The organism is Shewanella sp. TB7-MNA-CIBAN-0143, assembly GCF_040310065.1.
In the GTDB taxonomy this organism is placed as follows: Bacteria; Pseudomonadota; Gammaproteobacteria; order Enterobacterales; family Shewanellaceae; genus Shewanella.
In genome coordinates, this window is record NZ_JBEOPL010000002.1 from 99627 (window position 1) to 126195 (window position 26569).

19 protein-coding genes are annotated in these 26569 nt (G+C 42.4%); 10 read left to right on the forward strand and 9 right to left on the reverse strand.

Features of this window, described 5'->3' with window-relative positions; translation table 11 throughout:
- Window positions 1-10: 10 nt before the first annotated feature.
- The 3 genes from AAEY97_RS01870 to AAEY97_RS01880 all read right to left on the reverse strand — a co-directional run bounded on the left by AAEY97_RS01870 (window position 11) and on the right by AAEY97_RS01880 (window position 2231).
- Window positions 11-709 (reverse strand): HupE/UreJ family protein, encoded by a 699-nt coding sequence (locus AAEY97_RS01870; RefSeq protein WP_101087982.1) that lies wholly within the window; start codon window positions 707-709, stop codon window positions 11-13.
- A gap of 156 nt (window positions 710-865) precedes the next feature.
- Window positions 866-1846, reverse strand: coding sequence for a M56 family metallopeptidase (locus AAEY97_RS01875; RefSeq protein WP_335692302.1), 981 nt, complete (start codon window positions 1844-1846; stop codon window positions 866-868).
- Window position 1847: 1 nt separating this feature from the next.
- Entirely contained in the window at window positions 1848-2231 is a 384-nt protein-coding gene (locus AAEY97_RS01880; RefSeq protein WP_101087978.1) for a BlaI/MecI/CopY family transcriptional regulator, read from the reverse strand.
- Between the two features lie 410 nt (window positions 2232-2641).
- Here AAEY97_RS01880 and AAEY97_RS01885 point away from each other — a divergent pair, with 410 nt between their 5' ends.
- Both AAEY97_RS01885 and AAEY97_RS01890 read left to right on the forward strand, forming a co-directional pair.
- On the forward strand, window positions 2642-2815 hold the full coding sequence (locus AAEY97_RS01885) for a DUF6435 family protein (RefSeq protein WP_157822828.1): 174 nt from the start codon (window positions 2642-2644) through the stop codon (window positions 2813-2815).
- 241 nt (window positions 2816-3056) lie between these two features.
- Entirely contained in the window at window positions 3057-3386 is a 330-nt protein-coding gene (locus tag AAEY97_RS01890; RefSeq protein WP_102037716.1) for a hypothetical protein, read from the forward strand.
- A gap of 12 nt (window positions 3387-3398) precedes the next feature.
- On the opposite strand, the gene msrQ is transcribed toward AAEY97_RS01890, so the two are convergent.
- Window positions 3399-4004 (reverse strand): protein-methionine-sulfoxide reductase heme-binding subunit MsrQ, encoded by a 606-nt coding sequence (gene msrQ / locus AAEY97_RS01895; protein WP_101087974.1) that lies wholly within the window; start codon window positions 4002-4004, stop codon window positions 3399-3401.
- Entirely contained in the window at window positions 4004-5041 is a 1038-nt protein-coding gene (gene msrP, locus AAEY97_RS01900) for a protein-methionine-sulfoxide reductase catalytic subunit MsrP (protein WP_101087972.1), read from the reverse strand. The genes msrQ and msrP overlap by 1 nt, the downstream gene beginning before the upstream one ends.
- Window positions 5042-5350: 309 nt before the next feature.
- Between msrP and rmuC the strand changes: the two genes are divergently transcribed.
- The 8 genes from rmuC to recD all read left to right on the forward strand — a co-directional run bounded on the left by rmuC (window position 5351) and on the right by recD (window position 23264).
- A complete protein-coding gene (gene rmuC / locus AAEY97_RS01905) occupies window positions 5351-6847 on the forward strand; it encodes a DNA recombination protein RmuC (RefSeq protein WP_101087970.1) in 1497 nt (498 codons plus the stop codon).
- Window positions 6848-7002: 155 nt separating this feature from the next.
- Window positions 7003-8931, forward strand: a complete 1929-nt coding sequence (locus AAEY97_RS01910) for a transglycosylase SLT domain-containing protein (RefSeq protein ID WP_101087968.1) — start codon at window positions 7003-7005, stop codon at window positions 8929-8931.
- 400 nt (window positions 8932-9331) lie between these two features.
- Window positions 9332-10243 (forward strand): AAA family ATPase, encoded by a 912-nt coding sequence (locus AAEY97_RS01915; protein WP_192115974.1) that lies wholly within the window; start codon window positions 9332-9334, stop codon window positions 10241-10243.
- A 12-nt stretch (window positions 10244-10255) separates the two neighbouring features.
- Window positions 10256-11374: a DUF58 domain-containing protein gene (locus AAEY97_RS01920; protein WP_350996154.1), complete on the forward strand. Its 1119-nt coding sequence runs from the start codon at window positions 10256-10258 to the stop codon at window positions 11372-11374.
- Complete coding sequence (locus tag AAEY97_RS01925; protein WP_350996156.1) at window positions 11371-13440, forward strand: transglutaminase TgpA family protein; 2070 nt, start codon at window positions 11371-11373, stop codon at window positions 13438-13440. The genes AAEY97_RS01920 and AAEY97_RS01925 overlap by 4 nt, the downstream gene beginning before the upstream one ends.
- Before the next feature lie 103 nt (window positions 13441-13543).
- Complete coding sequence (gene recC, locus AAEY97_RS01930) at window positions 13544-17341, forward strand: exodeoxyribonuclease V subunit gamma (RefSeq protein WP_350996159.1); 3798 nt, start codon at window positions 13544-13546, stop codon at window positions 17339-17341.
- The gene (locus AAEY97_RS01935) at window positions 17341-21207 is read left to right on the forward strand and encodes a UvrD-helicase domain-containing protein (RefSeq protein WP_350996162.1); all 3867 of its coding nucleotides are present in this window, start codon (window positions 17341-17343) and stop codon (window positions 21205-21207) included. Before recC ends, AAEY97_RS01935 begins: the two co-directional genes overlap by 1 nt.
- On the forward strand, window positions 21201-23264 hold the full coding sequence (gene recD / locus AAEY97_RS01940) for an exodeoxyribonuclease V subunit alpha (RefSeq protein WP_350996165.1): 2064 nt from the start codon (window positions 21201-21203) through the stop codon (window positions 23262-23264). Before AAEY97_RS01935 ends, recD begins: the two co-directional genes overlap by 7 nt.
- Window positions 23265-23407: 143 nt before the next feature.
- Here recD and AAEY97_RS01945 read toward each other — a convergent pair whose 3' ends face one another.
- The 4 genes from AAEY97_RS01945 to AAEY97_RS01960 form a co-directional block, all read right to left on the reverse strand.
- Complete coding sequence (locus tag AAEY97_RS01945) at window positions 23408-23665, reverse strand: hypothetical protein (protein ID WP_192115980.1); 258 nt, start codon at window positions 23663-23665, stop codon at window positions 23408-23410.
- A gap of 549 nt (window positions 23666-24214) precedes the next feature.
- A complete protein-coding gene (locus AAEY97_RS01950) occupies window positions 24215-24550 on the reverse strand; it encodes a hypothetical protein (protein ID WP_192115981.1) in 336 nt (111 codons plus the stop codon).
- Between the two features lie 417 nt (window positions 24551-24967).
- Window positions 24968-25369, reverse strand: coding sequence for a hypothetical protein (locus AAEY97_RS01955; RefSeq protein WP_350996168.1), 402 nt, complete (start codon window positions 25367-25369; stop codon window positions 24968-24970).
- A gap of 494 nt (window positions 25370-25863) precedes the next feature.
- A complete protein-coding gene (locus tag AAEY97_RS01960) occupies window positions 25864-26214 on the reverse strand; it encodes a DUF4870 family protein (RefSeq protein WP_162022753.1) in 351 nt (116 codons plus the stop codon).
- Window positions 26215-26569 lie beyond the last annotated feature (355 nt).

The window sequence follows — 26569 nt, forward strand, 5'->3', positions numbered from 1 at the left end:
TTATCTCTTTTTATTTGTTAATTACGTAGCCAGTCAGTTGATACACAATCAACATGACACCCGCGCTCATTAGTAGTGTGTTTGTAAGCGTAGAAAAACGCTGAAATGAAGGCCATTTTCGCCATACATTAATGACAATCAAAATAACCACTAGCGCAGCAAATTGACCCAGTTCTACCCCAATATTAAAGGCCACTAAATTGGTAAAAAGGCCTTCTTTTGGTAAATTGAACTCCTGCAACTTAGTCGCTAAACCTAAACCATGAAACAATCCGAAAATTAATACTGCCCATTGGGTATTAGGCTGCCAATTAAAGCAACGCTTAAAGCCGCCTAAGTTATCAAATCCTTTGTACACGACAGATAAACCAATAATCGCATCAACGAGGTAGGCATTAACTTGAATATCACCTAAAACACCAAGTAGTAAGGTAGTGCTATGGCCAATAGTGAACATCGTGACATATAAGAAAACATCCCGGCTTCTATATAAGAAAAAGATAACACCAACCAGAAATAATAAGTGGTCATAGCCGGTAATCATGTGCTTAGCACCAATGTAGAGAAAAGGTACAAACTGCACGCCACTATTTTGTTCTAAAAAAGCTCGAGTGTTGTCATCAACCCCATGGGCAAATACGTCGATACTGATAAAAGCACAACCAATGAGGATTGCGAACAAGCAATAGCTTGATAATTTACTTAGCATTGGATGGCTCCAAAGTGTCTGTTTCAGTCAAAATAACTTCCTTATGGGTATGTAACATTCGATATAGTGGAGTGTGGTAAGCAAAACAAATAAATCAGTTGGTCATCGGTTTTTTACTTTTACGGTTCTAACGAATTGATTGATTCATAGTCTGATTTAATGGATGAAATAAGTTTCAATTAGATGGTGAAAACCATCTACCATTAATACCGTAAACAGCATTGCAGTTAGAAAACACAGTCCCGTAAATACCAGAGTAAGTTCGGATATTTGGCTCTGTGGTGATAGAAGCTTTTGTACCCGCAAAGTAATTTGATCATGACTAAAATGACTAACCACACTCCCCTCACAACGATGAGGAAACTGACGTTGTTTCTTGGCGACTGAAATTAATGTTTGTGCCACATCAAGGTTATCGTGATAACCCGTTACGGCGGAGTCTGCTTGTTGTTCTGTGAGCAAAGTAAAATGCTGTTGTAAAATGCGCCGAATTGGCTTTGGATAAAGCAGACAGAAAAAAGAGTAAATACTTTTAAATAGAGGATCTCTTGCACGTACATGTGCTAATTCATGTTGGATAATGATATCCAGAGCCAATGGTTCAAGTTGTTGAAGTAATCCAGTGGTAAGATAAACCCTAGGCTTGATCAAGCCAATTGTAAAAGCTGCTGGAATGCTTGATGCAATAGAAAAAATAGTCTGATTATTATCACAACTTATAGGTTGCACATCTGAAAATTTAAAAAGGTTGTGCATCGCGATTGAGTGTCGACGAATTTGAACAAACGCAAGGTTAACCATCACAGCCAATATGAGGGCTGCAACAACCAACGTTAAGCCATGCCAGCTTGTAAACTTGAACACATCAATATGGTGCCAATGAGCAATTTTTTCCATCAAAGCGATTACATTATTAGTATCTTGACGTGGAAAAAATATGACAACGCAACATAAAGCTATCCACCAAGGCGCGGTTGCTAATAGCCATAACGTTCGATTTCGAGCAATAAAACCAAATGAATTGAGGTTATTTTTAATCAACGGGATAATGGCAGATATTAATATCGTCACGATAACGAAAGCCGTTATTGCAACACTCATTAAATTCAACAAAATAGCCTCGTTACCCTCTAGCATCTTATATTTTCCTGCTACGTAACTGGCGTTGCTGTTCGATAAGTTTTTCCAACGCTTCAAATTGAGCATCATCGAGATTGGCTGACGAGGAAGCAAAAGCAGCAATAAGACTATGCTCGCCATCTTCGATAAAATCGGCTGTAACATCTGTAATTAACGTGGCGATGAGCGATTCACGATCGACTATAGCGGTATACAAATGTGCATGCCCCTGCTTAGTTCGGCTTAACAGACTCTTCTTAAATAATCGATCTAATGTAGTTTGAATCGTGTTTAACGAGTTACCACGACTCATCCCAACTGCAATATGAACACGCTTCGCATCGGCTTCTTTTTCAGACCAAAGGAATTGAAGTACTAACTTTTCTAGATCGCCTAATTGCATTACAAAGTTCTCTTAACAAAGTACGCAATAGTATGTCAAACTAAAAACCTATCGGCAATAGGTTTTTGAAAGTGTGAGTGATAGAGAATCTATCACATTGATAATTAATAACAATTTATCACTGAAACGATTTCTATTTTAACCTCAGAGTTAGTAACTCTAACGATAATTTAGCAGCACTAATCTTTCGATGCCGTTCATTACCAGCACGGTAATGATTTGTTTTTATAGTGAAAATGAATCAATATCCATAAGGCCAACCACAATATCCTTTGAGCAATAACTCGCTGTATCCTCAGTAATACGATGTGCATAACGAGGGACATAGTGGAAAAGAGCGTGAATGATATTGGGCTGAAATCCCACAGCACTCGTACCATATGCAAATAATCATTACTAAGGGTTACACAATGTTTTCATTTTTAAAGCCAGACCCAGTCAAAAAATTACGTAAAAGCTATGATTTAATACTCGAACAAGCCATGCAAGCCCAGCGTAAAGGCGATATTAAAACCTATTCATTACTCACGGCTGAATCAGAACAGGTTTGGGCTAAAATTGCCGCTTTAGAAGCTGCAAAATAAAGGTCATTTGTTTTGCTAACAAGGCGCAACGCCGTTAGCGGAACAAAGATCGGTTTGATAGTCGTTAATATTCTAAGCAGATGTAATTAAGTAATATGTGAACCACAATCAAGATTCGGCCCCCATTTAACGTTATGCTGCGTCAGTCAAGGTCAATTAATACGCTAGTAATACTGGCAATGATGTTATTGACTACGTTACTGATGACATTTGTTATCGCACGTTATTGAGGAGAATGGGTATGTGGTGGCGAGTAACCATTATTAGCTTGGCTTACCTATTATTGGGCGCACATTTCTTACGATTCGATCAGCATATAATGGCTATTATCGCCATTTGTTTACCATTGTTGATGTTCATTAGACATTCATTTGTGCGTACATTACTCAAACTGGGGTTACTGATCAGCGTGGTATTTGTGTGGGCGGTAACCACGTTCAATTTCATCGATATGCGCATTGCACTCGAACAGCCTTGGTTAAGATTGGCCATTATCATGATATCAGTGATGATATTTACCGTGTTTGCGGCATTTTCAACCAACGGCCTCAATCAAAGATTGAGGCGTTAGCCATAGTTTGGGTTATTTTTTCGGCTTCAACCATTTATAAATACTGTCTTTGCGGTAAAACAATAGCACCGCAAATAGCGCAATATAAATGCTAGGTTCAATAATTTCAGACTTTACCGACCAATAAAAGTGGATAGGTGCCAATATTGCAGCCAGATAAATCCAATTGTGCAATGATTGCCAGCGTTTACCCATACTGCGTTTAATCCGGTTCGGAGAGGTTATCGCCAGTAATAAAATGATAATCAAGGTCGCCGCGCCAACTAAAATATAAGGCCGCTTTATGACCTCTTCAAACAATAATCCCCACGCAAACAACAAATCTAAGCTAATAAATGCACTGATGTGCAGCAACGCATAGGCGCACACATACAAGCCCACTAATCGACGAGTTTGTATCAGCGCTGCTATTTTAAAACGCTTGGCGATGGGCGAAATAAGCAACGTCACTAACAGGCTATTGATCGCGCCCATGCCGGTATAGTGAATAATATACTGCACCGGATCGCCGCCCGCATTGTCAGTTAACACTAGCGCCACGAGATAAAAGGCTGGCAATAAAAAGCTAATATGCAACAACACCTTTAACCAAAACAGACCTCGAGGGCTTATCCGCATTAGTAAAACTTCCTCAAATCGATATTTTTGTATAAATCGGCCACTGAATCGCCATAACCATTGAACATTTGCGTAGGAATACGTTTAGCAGAAAATAAGCCGCCTTCACCAATACTTCGCTCAGATGCTTGCGACCAACGAGGATGGTCAACTTCTGGGTTTACATTGGCGTAAAAACCATACTCACTCGAGGCCAATTGGTTCCAGCTTGTCGGAGGCTGTTTATCCATCACCCGAATACGCACAATAGACTTAATACTTTTAAAGCCATATTTCCAAGGCACGACTAAGCGGATTGGGGCACCATTTTGTGGCGGCAAGGTTTTACCGTATAAGCCTACGGCTAAAAACGATAAATCATTCATTGCCTCGGCAACCGTTAAACCCTCAACATACGGATAATGGATCCCACCACCCATTAAGCGACTCTTTTGCCCAGGCATTTGGTCCGGGTCAAACAGGGTTTCAAAAGCAATGTGAGTCGCATTACTTTGCACGCCTGCTTGTTTAAGTAAGCTAGCTAACGAAAAACCGACCCACGGAACCACCATCGACCAAGCTTCAACACAGCGTAAGCGATAAGTGCGTTCTTCAAGGGCAAAACGGGTTGTCAGCTCATGTAAATCTAGGGTAATCGGTTTATCGACTAAACCATCGATGGTTAGCGTCCATGGATCAACCTTAAACCCTTGGGCATTATCAACTGGGTCCGATTTGTTGGTACCAAACTCATAGAAATTATTGTGACGAGTCACCTTGTCTTCAGGGGTTTTAGGATTAGGTAACACAAATTTGGCAGGTGTGGCGTATTGCAATCCTTGAGTGACAAAAGGATTTTGTGCTTTTTGCTCGCCAAACAAATCAAAAATACCGGCTTGAACCTGACCAGGTAAACTCGCTCCTAATGCACCTAACCCTAAGGCTTTAATAATGTTACGACGATCATTAAATACCGACTCAGGCGTAACTTGGTTATCAGGAATATGCCAAGAAGCACGTTTTTGTATGCCTTGAGTAAAACGTTTTTTACCGGTCATAAATCACCTCGTTAAAATATTTGTCGACAGCCAAGTGTCACTATAATCTGCCTTACGTCTCTCAATAGACAGGTAAAAAGCTATTTTTATTTCAGCTGATGGTTAAAAACAACTAAAAAACCGCTAACCTTTATCTATTCGCAAAATAGCACACTGAGCATGTCATCATAGTTGTCTGTACGCACCAATATTGCGAGTAGATTTAAATTTAATCATTAACAACAATATTTCATTAAATCCTTAGTTTACCCCTTGCAGCTGCTTATTAGCCGTGCGACCCTTAACCATTATTTTCTATCGGTTTTTGTTATGCCTTTTGCAGTGTCGTTAACTCCTCCTCAAATTGCAGCTGTGATTGCTGTCGCGTTTGTTGCCTTTTTAATTGGCGCCCTAATCAATCAACGATTAACTCGTAAACGATGGGAGCAGCTTAAACTTCAACATGAACAACAAACACTTCAACAGCTCAACGAAGTTCAAATAGAAATGTCGAGATTACAAGATAATCTCGATGATAAAATCGATCACAGCAATCATCTGCAAAGCAAGATAGAAGATTTGATTGGCCAACTTTCCAGCGCAGAAACCAAAGCAGACAGGGTTAACCTCGTCGAGCAACAAATGGTCGACACGCAACATCGTTTAATGGAATCGCAGCTCAACTTAGCCAAGTCAAACGCGGTGCAACAAACGATTTTGGTCAAAGCAGAAACTGAGCAAAAGTCATTACAAGATAAAATCGTGCTTCTCGAGTCTGCTGAAGAACGCCTTAAACTGCAATTTGAAAACCTGGCTAATCGGATTTTTGAAGAACGCAGTGAAAGCTTTAAACAACAAAATGTCTCGCAAATTGACGGTGTTCTCGGGCCACTGAAACAACAATTAGAAGGTTTCAGACGTCAAATTCAAGAGTCGTATACTCATGAGCAATCTGAACGTAGCGCATTGAAACATCAATTAGATAATTTGCGCGATCTCAACTTAAAAATGAGCCAAGACGCCATTAACCTGACCAAAGCGCTTAAAGGTGACAACAAGCAGCAAGGTAATTGGGGCGAAGTTATTTTAGAGCGCGTACTACAAGAAAGTGGTTTACGCGAAGGCCATGAGTACCAAACCCAACAAGATTTAAAAGACGATAACGGCAAACGTTTTAAGCCCGATGTAATTGTGCATTTACCCGAGCAAAAAGACGTAGTAATCGATGCAAAAATGTCGCTCGTCAGCTACGAACGTTATTTTAATAGCGAAGACAAAGTTATTCGCGACCAAGCCATAAAAGAACATGCATTATCGATTAGGCAGCATATTAAAGGCCTTAGTCAAAAAGATTATCATAAGTTGCATGGCCTTAAGAGCCTGGACTATGTGCTAATGTTTATTCCTATTGAGCCGGCATTTTTACTGGCCATTGAATACGACCCGAGCTTGGTTAATTTCGCTTTAGAGCAAAATATTATGCTGGTGAGTCCGACTAATTTATTAGTGGCTTTGCGTACTATCAATAATATATGGCGTTATGAGTACCAAAATCAAAATGCCCAAAATATCGCCAAACAAGCAAGTCGTATTTACGACAAATTATGCGGCTATCTTGAAGACATGGAAAAACTCGGGCGCGCCCTAGATACGGCAGATAAAAGCTATCAAAGTGCCATGGCAAAATTGTCTTCGGGCAAAGGTAACGTCATTAGACAAGCGCATTACATGCAGCAATTAGGCGTAGACACCAGTAAGCAGTTAGATAAACAATTGCTCAACCGTGCACTTGATGAGTCAGTCGAAAAGCACGCCAGTAATAGTTAATCGATAAAATGAGTGATGATTAATCTTTATTTAAGCAACAAGGTTAATAGTCACTCAAGCCGTAACATATTTATTTACAGCAACACTTATTAGCAATCATTTATCAAACACATACTGATAGCAAACGAAATACAGAGGCGGAGATTGTCATTTAAATGCGTAAAACTTGGGCGAACACTTTAATTACAGGCGCATTATTACTTAGTACATCATTGGCCTTTATTAGCCAAGCTAATGCGCTGACTTCACAACAGCAACGCTATCTTGATGCTCGCCAAGCTCTGGATAAAAAACAGCTCGACAAGTATCAAGCCCTACGCAACCAACTTGGCGACTATCCATTAACGGTTTACCTTGATTACCACGCAAAAATCGACAGCATAGTGCAATCTCCTGGCGACAAAGCGCTCAATGCCATCAACCAATTTGATACCACGCCACTTTATAACAATGCGCGTTATCGCTACCTGCTCAATGCCGGTAAAAAACAGCGTTGGCAAGACTTTCTAGTGATAGCGCCAGACACTCCTAACGATGTGCGCTTACAGTGTTATTACTACCAGGCTCAACTTGATGCTGGTAACGAAACCATGGCTTACAAAGGCATAGAACGTTTATGGGTTCATGGCTATTCACGTCCCAATGAATGCGATGCGGTGATAAACCAATGGACTAAAGCGGGCTATCGCACCCAGGAGCTCATTTGGGCGCGGATGTTGCTCAGCTTTAATGCTAGTCAATCCAGTTTGCTGAGTTATTTATCGCAAAAAGTCACCCAACACGATAATGAAGCCAAACTACTATTATCGGTTTATCGCGACCCTAATATTTTGCGTCACATGAACAAGTTTTCCAGCTCTAAACCCATAGTGGGCGATATTGTTGATGCCGGCTTACGTAAGCTAGCGCAAAAGGATTTACATCAAGCGATTAAATTGTATGTTAAATATCAAAAAGCCAACCGCTTCAGCGACCTTGAAGCGCGCCAGCTCAATCGCTATTTAGTCCGCCGAGCGCTGATTAAGCAAGACGCCAAACTGGTGGCGCATATTGATACCATGCTGCCATTACTGAAATCGGACGATTTATACGAAATGCGCTTACGTTGGGCTATTCGAGAGCAAGATTTCAGCACAGTAGAAAAGTATTTAGCGTTATTGAGCGATCAAGGTAAGGTCGATTCTCGCTGGCAATATTGGCAAGCTAAAATGACCTCGCGCCATGACAAAAACCGCGCAACCCAATTACAGTCAACCTTAAGTGGTGAGCGTAATTTTTACGGTTTTAATGCGGCTGAAGCGTTAGGCAAACCTCTGGCGATGAACGACGACAATTTAGCCCCTAATCCAGCGTTGCAAGCAACATTAAACCAAGACCCTGGTTTAGCGCGCGTAGTGGAATTAATGGCTTTAGATAAGCAAATCGATGCTCGCAACGAATGGCTGTATTTAATGCGCCGCCACAACAGTGAAATGACCGCCCAATATGGTCTATTTGCATTAAGCAATGGCTGGCATGCGTTTAGTGTTGAATCCAGTATTCAGGGCAAATTATGGAATTCACTTGTACTGCGTTTTCCTGAGGCGGCTAACGATGAGTTCCTCAAAGCCAGTAAAAAGTTCTCGGTAGACATTGACGAAATCCGCGCTATTTCTCGTCGAGAAAGTGCGTTTTATCTGTATGCCACCTCTGGTGTGGGGGCTAGAGGCTTAATGCAATTAATGCCTGCTACCGCCAAACAAACTGCCAAAAAGAACAAAATACCTTTTAATAACGTAAAAGACCTGTACGACCCTAAAGTGAACATTATGTTAGGCAGCGCCTATTACAGTGAGTTACTTAAACAGTTTGACCAAAACCGCGTGTTGGCAACAGCAGCGTATAATGCTGGTCCTGGTAGCGTGAGACGTTGGTTAAGACAGTCTAATGGCAGCTTAGATGTGATGAGTTTTATTGAAACGATTCCTTACACTGAAACTCGCGAATATGTTCAAGCGGTGTTGAGTTATCGAATGATATTCCAACAGCAAAAATCGTTAAGTGAAGGAATGTTTAGTTCAAAAGAGCTCAGCTACCTTTATTAAGCACGATTAATTGTTAGTTACCTTTTTAGTTGCTAGCAGTTAGTTTTTGTTAGCTGTTGTTATTCGTTTTTATTCGCAATAGCCGCCACGCTGTGGCGGTGTATTTTGTTTCACACCCGTCAGCAAGATAACGTATGCTTTAAATATGGTACAGACTGGCTGATTATTGAAGTCCACTTGTGGGTAAATGCAATAGGCCATATGGATCAGGCAATGAGCAATCGTGGCAATATATCAAAGTTAGAAACCGAAGCGCTAAAACATAGCGAGAAATCATAGCGAGTAACCATAGCGAGTAACCATAGCGAGAAAAAGCTCTAGAATAAAACGACAAACCATCACTACAAACCGTCATTTACAATAAACCCACAACGGTTTATTACTAACAGTTGGAGTTTTCGTGTCGCAATCAACTATTCAAACATTACTTAACCAACTAAGCCAAGTATTGCTCGGTAAACCTGAGCAGATAAAACTTGCCGTCGCTTGTATCCTCGCCAAAGGTCATTTACTGATTGAAGATCTACCCGGCATGGGCAAAACCAGTTTGTCTCAAGGTATTGCCAGCAGTTTAGGCATGAGTTACCAGCGGATCCAATTTACCAGCGACATGCTACCGGCGGACATTCTTGGGGTGTCCATTTACAGCAAAGAACAACAACAATTTATCTTTCATAAAGGCCCAATATTTAATCAAATGTTGTTGGCCGATGAAATTAACCGTGCCAGCCCCAAGACCCAAAGTGCTTTGCTTGAAGCTATGGCTGAACAACAAATAACCATTGATGGCATCACCCATCCGCTGAGTTCACCGTTTTTTGTTATTGCCACCCAAAATCCGGTTGATCAAGCTGGTACCTTCCCGTTGCCAGAATCGCAACTCGATCGATTTATGATGCGTATTTCTATCGGTTATCCCAGCGCAGAAGCCGAGTTAGCCATGTTAAAATCGCGCACTCAAGCCAATAAACCAGTATCATTATCACAATGCTTAACGCCGCAAGAGCTAATGCTACTGCAACAACAAGTGGCGCAAGTGTCTGCATCTGATGCGGTACTGAATTATTTAATTGCCTTGGTTGATTTTTCTCGGCAACACAATGTCGCTAACGGGTTATCGCCACGAGCCAGTATTGCTTTGCTACAAGCAGCCAAAGCATGGGCTTTTATCAATCAACGCCAGTACGTGGTACCCGAAGATATTCAAGCGGTATTTGCCTCGGTTGCCGAACACCGCATTCGCAGCAGTAGTCAATTTCAAGGCCAAGCGTTGTCTGACACTATTCTCGCCAGCGTCAACCCAATACGTTAACGGCGCAAGCACATGGCTAAATCGACGACAGCAAACAAGCACTCTTCAACAACCTATGCCAATGGCGCTATTAAGCCGTCTCGGTTACGTCGGTTAATTCCAGCATCGTTAACCCAACGCTGGTCAAGGTGGATAAGTAAGCGCCTGCCACCACAAAAGCAGATTACCCTCAGCCACAAAGGTATTTTTATTCTCCCCAGTGGTTTTGGATTAGTGTGGATTGGGTTGATCGTTTTACTGTATTTGTTTGGCACCAATTATCAAAATAACTTAGTGATAGGCTTAAGCTTATTACTTGCCAGTGTATTCCATACCTGCATTATATACAGCTATAAAAACCTCGCTGGGTTAACATTTAATGCCGTCGCGCCACCGCAAGGTTATGCCGAAGACAGCATGCCATTTCCTATCATGTTAACTGGCCATACACGCCAAAATAATCCCGACACCACCCACCAACAAATTTGTTTGCAATTTAGTTACCAGCGCCATGTTCGGGTTAAACAAATGCACGAGCAAACTATTGCAATTGTGCCGTTTGAACAGCCTAAACGTGGCAAATTAAACCCTGGGCGAATCAAAGTTTCATCCTACTTTCCGTTAGGATTATGCCGCGCATGGTCCTATGTCGACTTAGACATCCACCATGTTATTTTCGCTAAACCAGAAATGTGTGATATCGAATTGGCAAGCCATATTAGCGATAATGATAACCACAATGAACACGGAAAATTGCGCCCAGGTGTTGACGACTACAAAGGCTTACGCAGCTATATTCCCGGTGAATCACTCAAACAAGTGGCGTGGAAAAAATGGGCTCAGGGCAAAGGCATGTTATCCAAAGAATTTGCTGAGCCAGAAGGATTACCCGTTTGGTTAACCTTGGCCAACACATCGGGCAATGACATTGAACACAAGCTCAGCAAACTCGCATGGCAAGTCGATAAGTTAAGTCAATCGCAGCAAATATTTGGCTTAATTCTGGATGAGCATATTATCAATCAGCAAACAGGCGAAGCCCATCGAGTGGCTTGTCATACCGCCATTGCAACTTATCATGCACCCACACATATGAATCCCGATTTTAATCAAGGTAATGTGGCAACCTCATCCGTGGGTGAACCATCATGACCGATAACTTTGATACCATCATTAGCCGCAATACCTTGTTTTGGTTGTTAATCACCAATGTCGCTATTCTGAGCCCTTTACATCAACAAGCGACCCTGTGGAGCATTGGTATTTGTGCCATTTGTTTTGTTTGGCGCGTGGGGATTTTTCTCGGCAAAGTAGCCGCTCCGCCTAAACTATTGGTAACCACTTTGGCCATTGGCGCCGCAACCACCCTCGCCTTAGTGTCGAGTGAAATCGGTTTGCTCAATGCGTTGGTGAATTTATTAATTTTAGGTTACGCATTAAAATATATTGAAATGCGCGAACTGAGAGATGTTAAAGCCATTGTGTTAGTCGGCTATTTCCTTATCGGCCTGACCTTGCTTGATCAACAAAGCATGCTTAATACCCTGCACTTATTGGCGGTAGCGGTGCTCAATACCGGCGTATTAATCAGTGTTTACCAAGACAAATCGAACAAAGTCGCTAACCTCAGTTTTAGCCTTAAAATAATATTACAAAGCCTGCCGTTAGCCATATTACTGTTTGTGGTGTTCCCACGCCTCGGTCCATTATGGTTAGTGCCTAATATGAAAACGGCCAAGACAGGTTTGTCTGATGAAATGTCATTTGGTGACATTAGTAAGCTCACTCGCTCAGCAGAATTAGCCTTTAGAGTGGGTTTTGATAATCCAGATGGCAGCACCCTAGGACCTGCCAATCAGGATTTGTATTGGCGTACTCTGGTGATGGAAAATTATGACGGCAAAACCTGGCGTCAAGACCCCAGTATTCAACAAATTCAGCGACAAGCATACTTTAACAAGCCCATGCGCCAAGCCCCTAACAACGCTGCTAGTGCTAATGCTAATCCTAGCAGTAAAAAAATCGACTATGTGGTCATTAGCGAACCCAGTCATCAAAAATGGCTATATGGTTTAGATGAAGCGTTTAGCAGCAATGATCAAGTGGTTGAATTAGCAGATTATCGTTTGTATTCGTTAAGGCCTGTCGATCAGCGAATGAGCTATAGAGTGACCTCATATCCTGAGACGGTCATGGGTCTCAAACTCGGCTCAAATACCCAACAGCTAAACCTTGCGTTGCCAGCCAATAGCAATCCAAAAACCCGAAAACTCGGTTTGCAGTTCGCCAAAGATTATCCAGATCCACAAGCGCGTATTAATGCGATGATGAATTACTTTGCTGAACAAGCCTATTACTACACCTTGAGCCCGCCTAGTGTTGGCGAGCAACAAATTGATGATTTCCTGTTTGAAAACCGTGCAGGATTTTGTGCTCATTACGCCTCTGCGCTAGTGTTTATGGCACGCGCTAGCGGCATTCCGACTCGTATGGTGACCGGTTATCAGGGCGGCGATTATAATGCCAAAGCGGGTTATTACAGTGTTTATCAATACATGGCCCATGCATGGACCGAAGTGTGGTTTGAAGACCAAGGTTGGCAGCGTTTTGACCCTACCGCAATGATTGCACCGCAGCGGGTATTAGATGGATTTGACGCCACCTTTGACAGCCAAAGCAGCTACTTACAAGACAGCCCTTTTAGCACGTTGCACATGAAACAATACCCATGGCTAAATGAATTGCGCCAACAATTTGCCAGTATCGATTACTACTGGAGTGTGTGGGTATTAGGTTTTGACGAGCAACGTAAACAGCAAGTGTTAGCGAAATTATTGGGTGATGTTAGCAGCACCAAAATCGCCTTACTGATGATTGTTAGCTTTATCATTATCGCACTGGTTATTGCCTATTACGCCGGTTTGTTCAATGTTGAACGCCACCAAGATCCGCTTAATAAACGCTATCAACTCATTTGCCAACGCTTAGCTAAAAAAGGCATCGCCCGTCAACAAGGTCAAGCAGCGTCTGATTACGCCGCAGCGGTTAACGCACATTTAAGCGCCCTTACCCCTCAAGTGGCAGCGGACTTTACTGCACTAAGCAGTGCCTATGTAGCACTTAAATATCAACCACTGTCGGAATCACAAACCCAGCAACAGCAGCAACGCTTTAGGCAGTTATATCGCCGATTACGCTTACGGCTGTTACGCAATTGATCTTGCGCACAACATCAGCAATCATCCTGATTATTAACGGTTTTGATTGATGATTTAAGGCAGAGTCCATAGAATGAATTAATCTCAAATTAGCGGGTCGCCCATGCTTACTTTAATTCAATCTAATCAGATGGAAGTGTTATCTGAACAACTGGCCAAACTGTTGGCTATTCGTTTAGATAACGTTAGTTTATTAGCCAGTGAGCATGTGTTAGTTCAAAGCCCGGGGATGTCGACTTGGCTGCGTTTAGAAATCGCTAAACACAATGGTATCGCCGCCGCATTATCGTTCCCGTTACCCTCGAGTTTTACCTGGCAGTTATGCCATGATTTACTGCCCGATGTACCCAAAGATAACGCCTTTACCAAAGCGGCGATGACGTGGAAATTAATGGACTTATTACCAAGTCTGTTAGATAACCCTGACTTTAGCCCACTCAAACAGTACTTATCGCCTCAAGTTGATACCACAAATGATATCGCTGATACCGATGTTCTTGATACAGATGTAAACGCAAATACTGAAACTGATACCGATACTAATACAGCAAACACCCACGCCATATTGCAGCTCAATCAGTCACATGACGCAATTAAGCTATTTCAATTGTGTGGCCGCATTGCCGATATTTTTGACCAATACTTAGTTTATCGTCCCGAGTGGATTTTAGCGTGGGAGCAAAACCAGCCATTATCGAGCCTAGACAACCGCTTGGCGTTAGATGAAAACCAGCTATGGCAACCCATCCTGTGGCGAGCATTAATCGATTATAACCAACATCATTTGCACGCCAGCCATTATCATCGCGCCAATTTACATGCCGATTTAATTGCAACCCTGGCTAATCCAGATACCGATTTATCGATGTTGCCCGCGCGGTTATACGTGTTTGGTATTTCATCCATGCCGCCACAAACCCTCGATGTGCTGTACCATTTAGCCAGTCGAATTGATGTCATTATGTTATCTCTCAGCCCTTGCCAGCATTATTGGGGCGATATTATTGAGCCGAAAACCCGCGCTCGCATGGCACTGCAATATGCCAATAAAAAACAACTCGACCAAGACTGGGAAGACAAACTCGAAGTGGGTAATCCCATATTGGCCAATAATGGTCAAATGGGCCGTGAACTGCTGGATTTATTACTGTCCTTACCGCCAGAACACACCGATTTTGGTTACGACTGTTATGTTGAACCTGAGCCGAATAATCTGCTGCACGGGGTGCAATACGATATCTTACAAATGGAAACACTCGGCCAGCCATTAGGACCAAACGCCAGTTTGTATCAAGACATTCATGCCCGCCGCACCTTATTGCCAAGTGATGACTCAATTACCTTACGCAGTTGCCACAGTGCCCTGCGTGAAGTTGAAACCTTACATGATCACCTTTTAGAATTATTATCAAACAACAGCGACTTAAGCCCTAAAGACATCGTGATCATGATGCCCGATGTTGCGGCGTATGCACCGTATATTGATGCGGTATTTGGCACCGCCAACAGTCAGTATTTTGCCGACAAAAATCCGCAAAAAGGCGATTACTACATTCCCTACGCCATTGCCGACAGGGGCGCAGCGCAAGAGTCGCCGCTGATTAATAGTTTTTTAAGCCTGCTAAATATCAATCAAAGTCGCTTTGGACTCACTGATATTATCGGTATTTTAGAAGTGCCTGCTATTTTGCGTCGTTTCCAACTCGATGATGATGAATTGTCATTAATCCGCCGCTGGCTAGACGATGCGAATGTCCGTTGGGGCCGCAGTGAACAAACTCGTAGCCAACTAGGCGTGCAGCCTTTTACGCAAAACTCATGGGCATTTGGCATTAAGCGTTTAATCCTAGGCTACGCCTTTAACGACGATGCCGATATTTATCGCGATACTTTAATGGTGCAAGGCATTGAAGGTCAATCATCGCAGGCATTAGGTAAGTTGCTCAACTTTTTAGAAACCATCGACACTTATTTCAACTTATTTGCCAATGACTACAGCACCGCAGAGCGCCTTGAACAATTACAACAGCTACTCGCCGATTGCTACGACACCACAGATGACGAGCGTGAGCAAATCCAAGCCATTCGAGATGCATTAGTCACCCTAGACACTGAGCTTGAAAGCGCTGGGCATCAAGGCCAAGTCGATATTGAAGTTCTAAAGCAGTGGTTTAATCAACGCTTAACAGAATCTCGGGTCGGCCAACGTTACCTTACTGGTAGCGTGAATTTTTGTACCTTAATGCCAATGCGCTCAATCCCCTTTAAAGTGGTGTGCTTGCTGGGAATGAATGACGGCGTCTATCCGCGGGTTCAACATCCTGTCGGGTTTGATTTAATGGCACATTTTGGCCCTAAAAAAGGCGATCGCTCGCGCCGGTTAGACGACCGCTACTTATTCTTAGAAGCATTACTGTCGGCCAGAGAGCAGCTTTACATCAGTTATATCGGCCACAGTGAGCGCGATAATGCCGAACGTATTGCCTCAATGCTAGTGTCTGAATTGGTCGAATATTGCCAACTCAGCTACCTACCGCAATCCTTACAGCAACAGCTTGAGCAACAAGCCGAAATCAACCTTGATGATGCCGATAAAGCCGTACTGACACAGCTTATTCAAGCACAACCTTTGCAGCCTTTTGACGCTAAACTTTTCCGAGAAACAGCACTATCTGCGCATAGTGTGAATAAGCTGCAACACAGTTTTAATGCCCAATGGTGTCCGCCACCCGCCAATGCGACCATTAACAATCACTTTTTTGAGCAAGCATTACCTTTGTCGGCTGAACAGGCGGATGAAGTGTTTGCCCATACTCATATTAATAGCGAAGGCATTAAAGTGGTCGAACTCGAATTGTCGGCATTAATCCGTTTTTATCGTAATCCAGCGCAATTCTTTTTCAACCGCAGTTTAAAAGTCGATTTATCACTGGATATTCAAGCCGATGACAATGACGAACCGTTTAGCTTAAATGCACTCGAGCGTTATTTATTGCAATCACGCATGCTCGACAATGCTATTGAACATCAACTCGACAGTCCAGATTTCGAATTACTCAGCAAGCTCAAAACCAGCGGTGAATTGCCCATGGCGCCGTTCGACGACTTGCTAATTAACCAATATTTACGCGATATATCGCCGTTGATTAATCGGGTGCAGTTTTTACAAGACCAACAAGCCATGCACACGCTGAATGTGGATCTTAACTTTGATTTACCGACCCAGAATTTTCCAGCGAATGCTCTATCTGTGCAGGGTTTACCAGCACAAGCAGATACAACCCAATCGTCCACCGTGCGAGTCAATCTTGTCGGCCGCATTGACGACATTCTGCCTAAAGGCTTAGTCAATTACCGCCCCGGCACTGCTCACGGACGAGATTTTATTCGGGTGTACTTACGTCATTTATGCATCAACGCCATGGCCAATTCGTCCACCTCAGGCATGGGTAAAAATCAATTCAGTTACTTACTCGACATTGGTCACTTTCATGCCTTTGCGCCTATCACTGCTGAACAAGCACAGGCACAACTCCTGCGCTTTATCAGTGGTTTTATTCAGGGGCAAACTCAACCCTTGTGCTTTATGCCTAAAACGGCTTTCGCCTATGTTGAAACCGATGGCGACCATGAAGAAAAGCTGCTTAAAGCCCAGCAAAAATGGGATGACGGCCAAAACCAATTCGGCGAAGGGCACGATCCACATAACCAGCGTTTATTCCATTTCCCAGAAGACTTTAGCGAAGCTCGGTTTGGGGCATTAGCCATCCATTTGCTGCTACCCATGTTAAGCCTGTATCACAAAGATAAATTGGCAGAATTAGACACTTTTGTCAGTGGCACCGCGGTCGATATTCAAGCGCAACTCATCGCCAACGCAGCTAAACTAGGAGCGCATTAATGGACGCTATTACCGTGACACCGCTTAATGCCCTCACCTTACCTTTTAGCGGTTCCAGCTTAATTGAAGCCAGTGCTGGTACAGGGAAAACCTATACTATTTCCGGTTTGTATTTACGTTTATTGTTAGGCCATGGTGGTAAAGCACCGTTAAGTTGTGAGCAAATTTTGGTGGTAACCTTCACCAACGCCGCCACCGAAGAACTCAGAGACCGAATTCGTAAACGGATTAACTTAGCGTTTAAACGCTTTTTAGGTTTAGCCGTCAATGATGAGTTTATTGAACAGCTTTACCAAGACACCTCGGAAGATGAACGTCCTATTGCGTTAAGACGCTTAGACTTAGCGTTAAAGTCGTTAGATGAAGCGGCCATTTTTACTATTCACGCCTTTTGCCAACGCGTGTTGTCAGACATGGCATTTGAGTCGTCATTGCTATTTGAGTCCGAATTTACCCTCGACGACAGTGAGTTTTTACACCATGCAGTGCGCGATTTCTGGCGTGAAGTCTGTTATCCATTACCGCCCTTTTTAGCCCAAGCCATTAGTGATGTGTTTGCCGAACCTGATGTGTTAGCGCAAAAGCTGCGACCGTTATTAGGTGCAAGCCAAGCGGTGTTGTCAAAGCAGCCTCTGGCCTTTGAAACCCTGCAACAACAGCTAAGCCAAAGTATCAGCCGCTTTACCTTATTGTGGCAAAGCCTGCACGACAGCACCCTTGAATTATTGCAATCGCTGCCATTAAACGGTCAACGATTTGGTAAAGGCGCCGACGGCTACCCTAAACTTAGCCAACTGTTTGATAGCATTAGTAACTGGGTGAAATTCGGTCAAGGATTACCGCCAATAAAAGCGCTGGAGCAATTGGCATTATCAGAGCTTAAACTCAATAAAGGGGGCGTTATTCCCAGTGCGAATGAAGCGCCGTTACTGGAGCATATTGAACGCTTACTTGAGTTGATTAATCAGCTTATTCCGTCATTTTTAGTGCGCGCCCGAGAGGGTATTCGCCAACGCTTTGCTGGCCAAAAACAGCAACGCAATTTAATGACACCCGATGACCTATTGCTCAGCTTAGCCATGGCGCTCAGCCAAAACCCAATCACCCTAGCCCATGCTATTGCTAAGCGTTTTCCGGTCGCATTAATTGATGAGTTCCAAGACACCGATCCATTGCAATTCACCATTTTTAATCAGGTGTATCAACAGCAGTTAGCATCACAACTGGGCTTAACCGCAGATACAAGGGTGAACAGCCCAGATGATGATGACAGTAAAAGTAATGACGACATTATTAATGACAACAACGATGATGACGCTAACAAGGGTCGCTTAAGTTTATTAATGATTGGCGATCCTAAGCAGGCTATTTATGCTTTCCGTGGTGCCGATATTTATACTTATATTGCCGCGCGCCAACAAACACAGGCCCATTATAATCTTGACACCAATTACCGCTCATCAACTCAATTAGTCAATGGCGTTAATCAGCTTTTCAGCCAACACCAAGACCCGTTTATTAGCCCAGCTATCCCCTATGATATTGTTAAAACCCCATCATCGGCAGCCAATAAACACCTGAGTGAAGCCACAACCAATCCAGCAGTGTTGCGGATCCGATTATTAGCCGAAGACGATGTTAATGGTTTAAATAAAACTACTGCAAGACAACGCTTAGCTGCTGATGCTGCCAGTGAAATAAAGCGCTTACTCACCGAAGCGCAGCAGGGATTATGTAAAGTTAATACCAGCCTTGAGCAGGAAGCTAAACCGCTCATTGCCAAAGACATTGCCATATTGGTGCGCGACCGTAACGAAGCCGCTGTAATGAAGGCGGAATTATCAGCACGTAAAATTGGTGCGGTATTTTTAAGCCGAGACAGCGTATTTAACACCATTGAAGCCCGTGAAATGGCGATTTTATTGTATGCCTTAGCCACGCCTAAAGATGAACGCGCTATCCGCGCCGCACTGGCCACTGAGCTTGTTGGTTTTAATGCCCAACGGATCCATCAATTTAACCAAGATGAAGAACAACGCCAACAGGTATTAGATCAATTCACTCATTGGCATCAGTTGTGGCAACAACGCGGCGTTATGCCTGCGCTGCTTAACTTTGCCAGCGAAACTAAACTGATCCATCGTTATCTGTCGCAATCTGTCACGGCTGACATCAATAGTGTTGATAAACATAACGCTAATGCTCACAGTGATAGCAGCAATAATGACAACAGTTATAGCAGCAATAGTGACAACAGCTTTAATGATGCTGACGAAGACAACGCAGCAGATCTTAAAGCTTCTGGCGAAAGACGCTTAACCGACTTTAGGCATTTAGCCGAATTACTGCAGCAAAAGGCCACTGAGCTAGATGGTAGCAGCGCCCTTATCAATTGGTACGAACAACAACTGATTGGTAACAATGGCGGTGATGAGCAGCAACTGCGCTTAGAAAGCGAACAGAACTTGGTGCAAATTGTCACTATTCATAAAAGTAAGGGTTTAGAATATCCGGTATGTTTTGTGCCGTTTGTCAGCTTAGCCCGCGGCAATAAAAAACGCCCTGCGCCGATGATGTACCATAAAAATGAGCAGCTCATATGGGATATCGACGCCACCGATGAAGGCTGGGAACAACTCAAACAAGAAACCCTCGCTGAAGATTTACGCCTACTGTATGTGGCGTTAACGCGACCGGTTTACGTGTGTTATTTGTATATTGCCAACCAAAGCCGCCAATTAAAGGCAGGGATCAGCAGCCAATTACATGAAACAGGTATTGGTTATCTGTTGGGCATTACCGACAAGAAAACTGACTTTGCTCTTATTCAAGCCAAAGTGAATGCAATTGCCACCTTACCGGCAATGAGTGTGGAATGCTTAGACAACGATATTGACGATTCAGTGCTCGCCGATATCCACGACAATAATGACCCGCTAGCGGCCAAAAAAGTCACTCGCGCCCAAAGCCTTGCATGGCGCGTGGGCAGTTATTCTGGCTTGGTAAAACATCTGCCTCACGAGAGAGTTGCGCCCGGTGCCGACGATGAAGACTTCACCGATGAGTTAATCCAATTACAGTTACAAGATGAACTCACCAGCGAACCTGAACTTGATCGCTTTACCTTTGAACGTGGCGCCAATGCCGGTAGTTTTATGCATTTAGTGTTAGAACTGTTTGATTTTACCCAGGCAGATACTGAACTGACGCCTGCGCTAACAAAAGCCATGAAACAATATGGGTTTGACGAAGCCCTATGGCAACAACCGCTAATGGACTGGTATCAGCAAATATTGGCCGCGCCGCTGTTTATCAAGCTATCGTCAGAGGACACATCACTGACATTAAGCCAATTAGGCATGAAGCAAAAAATGGTCGAAATGGAGTTTTATTTGCCTATTTCAACCTTACAAGCATCGCAATTAAATCATATTTTGCAGCAGCACGGTTATGTCGCCGGACTCGACTTTGATACCTTAAAAGGCATGTTAAAAGGCTTTATCGATTTAACCTTTGAGTACCAAGGCCAATTTTATATTGCCGATTATAAGTCCAACCATTTGGGCGATAACTATAGCGACTACACTCGCTCAGCCATGGCTAAAGCCATTGATGCTCATCGTTATAATTTGCAATACATCTTGTATATCTTGGCATTGCATCGTTACTTATCGCTTAGATTACCAAACTACAATTATCAAGAGCATATTGGCGGCTGCTATTACCTGTTTTTACGCGGCATGCATCCTGTTCATCCTGGCGCTGGGGTGTTTTATGACAAACCACCGCAAGCGTTAATCGAACAACTCGACCGCTTATTTACAGGTAATACAGACAATCGTGCGCCGGAGACGTCATCATGCTAATACTCACCCATCCAATCACTGAGTTATTGCACCTTTGGCAAGAACAGCGGCTCATTACCGCACTCGATCGTCATTTTGCTTTAGAACTGGCCAGTATTGAAACCATCAATAACGATCCCGTAATAAGCGAACAACAGCCGCAACTGTTCTTGCTTGTTTGCGCCATGCTTAGCCAGCAATTGTCGAATCAGCACAGTTGTTTAGTCATCGAGCAAATTGATTTAGCCAATCCCATGGCAGAAGACAACCGCGGCAACACTGAAATCAATTGTCGGATTGAGCTTAACCATCAACAATTGATTGAACAAATCGCGCTATTTGATGCAGTCGGCCAGCCCGGTGACAACAAACCGATGATTTTTGAACATGGACGCTTATATTTAAATAAGTACCACTTCTTTGAAACTCAAGTGGCGGCTAAGTTGACCCAATTAGCCAATCAACAAATTGAAATCGACCTAGCTAACAGTAATCTGCCGCAACTCATTGAATGTTTATTTACCGCAGAAGACAGCAATAGCAGCCCGTTTAACTGGCAAAAAATAGCCACTGCAACAGCGTTGGCAAAAGCATTAGCGGTGATCACTGGCGGCCCAGGAACCGGTAAAACCACCACAGTAACTAAACTATTATTGTTACTGTTAACCCAATCACCACTAACAATCCGTTTAGTCGCGCCCACAGGTAAAGCTGCAGCAAGGCTGAGTGAATCGATCAAGGCGTCTAAACATCGTTTACTGCAACAGCTCACTCAAGTCAGCGACCCAGTATTGGCGAAAGTATTAATCGATTCGCTAAAACAAATACCAGAAGATGCCTCAACATTGCATCGACTATTGGGGGTTATCCCAAACTCATATCAATTTAGGCACCATCAGGATAATCCGTTGCGCTTAGATTTACTGGTGGTTGATGAAGCATCGATGGTCGACTTACCCATGATGTACAAATTACTCAGCGCCCTGCCGTCTCATGGCCGTTTGATATTGTTAGGCGACCAAGATCAACTCGCATCAGTAGAAGCTGGCGCAGTGCTGGCGGATATTTGTGTTGGCTTAAAACAAACTAATCAGCAACAGGCATCACCATGGTCAATGCGTTACAGCGCAGCACAGGCAAAGCTCATTGAGCAATTAACCCAACAAGATGTCAGTCAGTTTATTCATCAACAGCCTAAAATTGGTGACAGTTTGTGTATGTTGATGCACAGCCATCGTTTTAAAGGCGATGCAGGTATTGGGTTATTAGCCAATGCGGTAAATCAATCAAATGTGCATGCGATTCGTCAAGTATGGCAACATAATCATGCCGAATTGAATTGGTTTGAACATCAGCATAATGCCCAGGGAGATAACACAGGTAAACAAGCGTTATTGGCATTATCGGTAAACGCTTATGGTGAGTACCTAAGTTTGGTACAAGAAAATCAGCAAAGGATAAATCAGCAGGCCATTATCGATCAAGCGGATCGACAGGACAGTGCCATAACACTGCCGCATTCTGAACAAACCATCATCGACAGCTTTAACCAATATCGAGTCTTGTGTGCCATGCGAGCTGGAGAGTTTGGGGTTGAGGGCATGAACATCGCCATCACCGACAGTCTTAAACACGCCAAACTGATTAATCCTCAAAATGAGTTCTATTTAGGCCGACCGATCATTATTCAAAGTAACGATTATAACTTGGGCTTATTTAATGGCGACATTGGTTTAATCTTGCAAGACAGCACTAAGCCAAGTCGCTTAATGGCCCACTTTGTTATGGCCGATGGCAGCCTGCTCAAAGTATTACCCGCACGCTTACCCAGCCACGACACGTGCTACGCCATGACAGTACATAAAAGCCAAGGCAGCGAGTTTGATAAAGTCAGCTTTGTATTGCCACATAAACCCAGCTCCGCCCAATGGCAACTACTCAGTAAAGAACTGCTTTACACCGCCATCACCCGCGCTAAAAACCATTTTTATTGTTTAGGCACTGCAATGATATTTGAAAAAGCCAGCAAACAAGCCACATCACGAGCATCGGGCTTGGCGTGGAGATTGTGGGGTTGATTGTGTGGCTTATTGTAGAGCTGTTTGTAGAGCTGATTATAAAGATAGTAGTGAGCGCTATTTCAGGGTAAGCAAGTGCTCAATAACAAACAGATAATGAAGACATAATATTGATGAAAACGGGAAACTCATAGTGCCGATGATTAAGCGAGACGCTGGCGGTTGATTTTCAAAATCAGCTTCCATGTGAGCTTAGCCAAAACATCCATGTTTTGGATACTCGCTAACTCATCGGCATCTATCATTTTATTATCTTCGATTTGGCTTTTTGTGACTAACTTAGGTAATTTGTTATGCTCCTTACAAGCTAGTGTAGCTATCATTAACTTCAACGTTGATATACCTCTGCTTATTATCCAATACAATTGAAATAGTAATAGCATGTAAGCTTGAGCTTTCATCTCGAATTATGCCCTGAAATCTATTGGTGTATTTGTCATAAGTGAAAAGGATATTTTGGGCGTTAAGATAATTATCAATAGCTTTAGCTATCATCTCCAACTTTCAAGCTTTGAACAATATTTCTCTCAACCTGTTCCGAAGTTAATTCAGCTTTTTGTCCACATCCAAATAAAGAAGCGATAAAGAATAAGACGATGTAATAATTACGCAAAACTTGAGCCTCTCTTTGGCACATAACGTTTTAGCATTTGTGCGATGCGCACTTTGCATGCCGCAAACAGCTTGGTAGACTTGCCCTATGCCGAGTCAAGGTTAATTGATAAGTTTTATACTAAAGGAGTTTTCTTTTTTGATATCGGCTCTGGGCTGAAGAGCAATTTTGAATTGATTACAAGGCTTGATTTGTACTTATTTCATTGAAATCCCCTTGCCATTGTGGTGTTCCAACACATCTTTTCTAAGTCTAGTTAATTCAATAACTGTAGTTCAATCTATTGAAGTATCATTTTGCTCCACGCAACAGCTTAGTTCAACACCAAATTATGTTGCTAGTTTGAAGAAACATACATAGCCCAAGATCCAAGAGCAAAAATACTGCCAAAAATAGTTAGTATTGAACAAATTTTAGCTAAAACAGACCATATTTTTTTCCCTTGATATGTACTCGCAGACTTCCAGACAGCAATACTAATCAAGATAAAATAAACGGACTTTAAACAATCTCCGATAATTAGCGACTCTACCGTTGTTAATTTTGAAACAATTAAACTAATAATTACACTTATTAAAACGAATCCAGCCCAAAAGACATCAACTAATCTAAAACTCCCGGAAAATAGTTTTTTAACAAAATGTTGTTTTTCTTCTAATGCAACATCATTCATTTCGAATCTTCCTTTTGCAACAAGGCAAATCTATGCCATTCATTTTTAAGACAATTAACATAACTGCTTTTAGCGTTGATTGCGATAGCTTTCTGACTATTCAAATGTACAAATTGAACGCAAATCATCAACAAACTGAGAGATAGTGGGAAATGGTGAGCAATGAGGTAAACCCAACGCAGCACTAGCTGTGCTTAATTGATATTAAGCGGGAAAAAACATTATTGTTTTAGTGCTAGATCCAACAATTATGAGTGGCCATTCTTTAGTACTCTTATGTCTAAATACACGACGAATTGATTGCTAACCAGCATACGAAGTAGATGGATTTGTTGATTGATTTAAATTTGACTGCAAAAGCAGCCAAATAAGCTAAGCTCGCCTATTGAATGGCGGGAGGCTCATATATGTTATATTTTAATTTACTTTAGTTGCATTAATAACGATTGAACTACAATCACCAGTAACATATGGGCCAAGAACAAACTTTAACGATGAAAAATGATACTCTAAATCACAATGTTCATATATTGATTCCAGCTGTGAATTTTTTGTATAAAACCGTGCAACAATAAGTTTTTCATTTTGTTGAAGAACTAAAGCTGAATTAGACAATAAAGAACTTTTCACATCTTCTTGTTGTGTCCCAACCTTAGGTTTTGGTGCTTTAACAAAAGTGGCAATTAAAGCATCTTTTACCTTTAAAGGGTTACTTTGCTCAGCTTTCATCACTTCTTTGACTTCAGGCTCGCTGATAGATGAACATGCACTGATTAACAATATCAATATCGTCGCCAATCCAACTCTACTTTTTTTCACTGAACGCTCCTTAAAATATAACGTTTTAGTATTTATGCGTTGCGCTGTTTGCAAGACATAAATCGCTTGTTGGACTTGGCCGATGACTAGTCCAAGTTAATGGGCATGCTTCATGCTATAGGAATTTGCTTTTTTTGATGCTAACTCTGGGCTACAGAGCAGTTTCGAGTCAATTGATATCGAGTAGTAGATAAGTTTTTCATTGAAATTCCTTTTCATCGTATTTTCATACATCTTTAAGCTTGGCTGGTTCAATGAGGGTTATACACTCAATTGAAGGCTCCGCGCAACGGCTTAGTTCAACAGTTTTTTGACAAAAATCAATCAAGCCACCCATTTTTATTGCAAATAATCGGGTGGCTTTTTTTGCTTCCATTCTTGATCTGTTATTTAGTGGATAAAGAGTAATATCCCAAGTATTAAGGCTGGTTCAACACTTGGGATAAGGACGCAGCTTAACGCAGCCGATCCCTATTTGTTAGGTTGTTAGGCTTTTAAAATAACCAACCAGTAGGGTTCTCAATTGGTTTTTCCAGTTCAAGCGCTTTCATGCCCTTGAGTGAGCGGATTATTAGCCAAACCGCCCAGAATAAGAGTACAAACCACCCAATGATAACTAAGGATAAAATTGAGCCTAAGAAGATATAAATAGCACCAATCCAAAAAGTCCTAATTTGAAACTGATAATGGGTTTTTAACCACTCAGGGGCATCACCTTTATTGATGTAAGCCATTACTACACCGATGATGCCTGTAATACCAAACAGTAAACCTACCATGTAAAGTAAGTAAACTATTTTGGCTTGTTCCTTAGTTGTTGGAACATTTTCTACTACTTCACTCATCTATTTTATCCTTTAATTGTGATGAATTTTATAATTGATTCTTCAATATTTGCTGAACAAGAAACTATGCCTCTCATTTTTAAGACAATTAACATAACTGCTTTTAGCGTTGATTGCGATAGCTTTCTGACTATTCAAATGTAAAAATTGAACGAAAATCATCAACAAACTGAGTGGTATATGGAAACTGATGAGCAATACGGTTAGAGTTAAAGCATTCGCGGCTTGATTGATATCAAGCACAAAATGAGGTTATTGTTTCAGTCTGAGCTCTAGTTTTAAAGGTTAAGTCTTAAGCACACAACCCGCGTTGGCAGTTCGATGATCCTTGTGCTCGCTTTCGCTCTAGATGTTC

Excerpts from the sequence above, each read along its gene's own strand:
- AAEY97_RS01945 (WP_192115980.1), bottom strand. The coding sequence starts at position 23,665 with ATGAAAGCTCAAGCTTACATGCTATTACTATTTCAATTGTATTGGATA.
- AAEY97_RS01890 (WP_102037716.1), top strand. The coding sequence starts at position 3,057 with ATGTGGTGGCGAGTAACCATTATTAGCTTGGCTTACCTATTATTGGGC.
- AAEY97_RS01880 (WP_101087978.1), bottom strand. The coding sequence starts at position 2,231 with ATGCAATTAGGCGATCTAGAAAAGTTAGTACTTCAATTCCTTTGGTCT.
- AAEY97_RS01885 (WP_157822828.1), top strand. The coding sequence starts at position 2,642 with ATGTTTTCATTTTTAAAGCCAGACCCAGTCAAAAAATTACGTAAAAGC.
- AAEY97_RS01935 (WP_350996162.1), top strand. The coding sequence starts at position 17,341 with ATGGACGCTATTACCGTGACACCGCTTAATGCCCTCACCTTACCTTTT.
- AAEY97_RS01910 (WP_101087968.1), top strand. The coding sequence starts at position 7,003 with ATGCGTAAAACTTGGGCGAACACTTTAATTACAGGCGCATTATTACTT.
- AAEY97_RS01875 (WP_335692302.1), bottom strand. The coding sequence starts at position 1,846 with ATGCTAGAGGGTAACGAGGCTATTTTGTTGAATTTAATGAGTGTTGCA.
- AAEY97_RS01925 (WP_350996156.1), top strand. The coding sequence starts at position 11,371 with ATGACCGATAACTTTGATACCATCATTAGCCGCAATACCTTGTTTTGG.
- msrP (WP_101087972.1), bottom strand. The coding sequence starts at position 5,041 with ATGACCGGTAAAAAACGTTTTACTCAAGGCATACAAAAACGTGCTTCT.
- rmuC (WP_101087970.1), top strand. The coding sequence starts at position 5,351 with ATGCCTTTTGCAGTGTCGTTAACTCCTCCTCAAATTGCAGCTGTGATT.
- AAEY97_RS01960 (WP_162022753.1), bottom strand. The coding sequence starts at position 26,214 with ATGAGTGAAGTAGTAGAAAATGTTCCAACAACTAAGGAACAAGCCAAA.
- recC (WP_350996159.1), top strand. The coding sequence starts at position 13,544 with ATGCTTACTTTAATTCAATCTAATCAGATGGAAGTGTTATCTGAACAA.
- recD (WP_350996165.1), top strand. The coding sequence starts at position 21,201 with ATGCTAATACTCACCCATCCAATCACTGAGTTATTGCACCTTTGGCAA.
- AAEY97_RS01920 (WP_350996154.1), top strand. The coding sequence starts at position 10,256 with ATGGCTAAATCGACGACAGCAAACAAGCACTCTTCAACAACCTATGCC.
- msrQ (WP_101087974.1), bottom strand. The coding sequence starts at position 4,004 with ATGCGGATAAGCCCTCGAGGTCTGTTTTGGTTAAAGGTGTTGTTGCAT.
- AAEY97_RS01870 (WP_101087982.1), bottom strand. The coding sequence starts at position 709 with ATGCTAAGTAAATTATCAAGCTATTGCTTGTTCGCAATCCTCATTGGT.
- AAEY97_RS01950 (WP_192115981.1), bottom strand. The coding sequence starts at position 24,550 with ATGAATGATGTTGCATTAGAAGAAAAACAACATTTTGTTAAAAAACTA.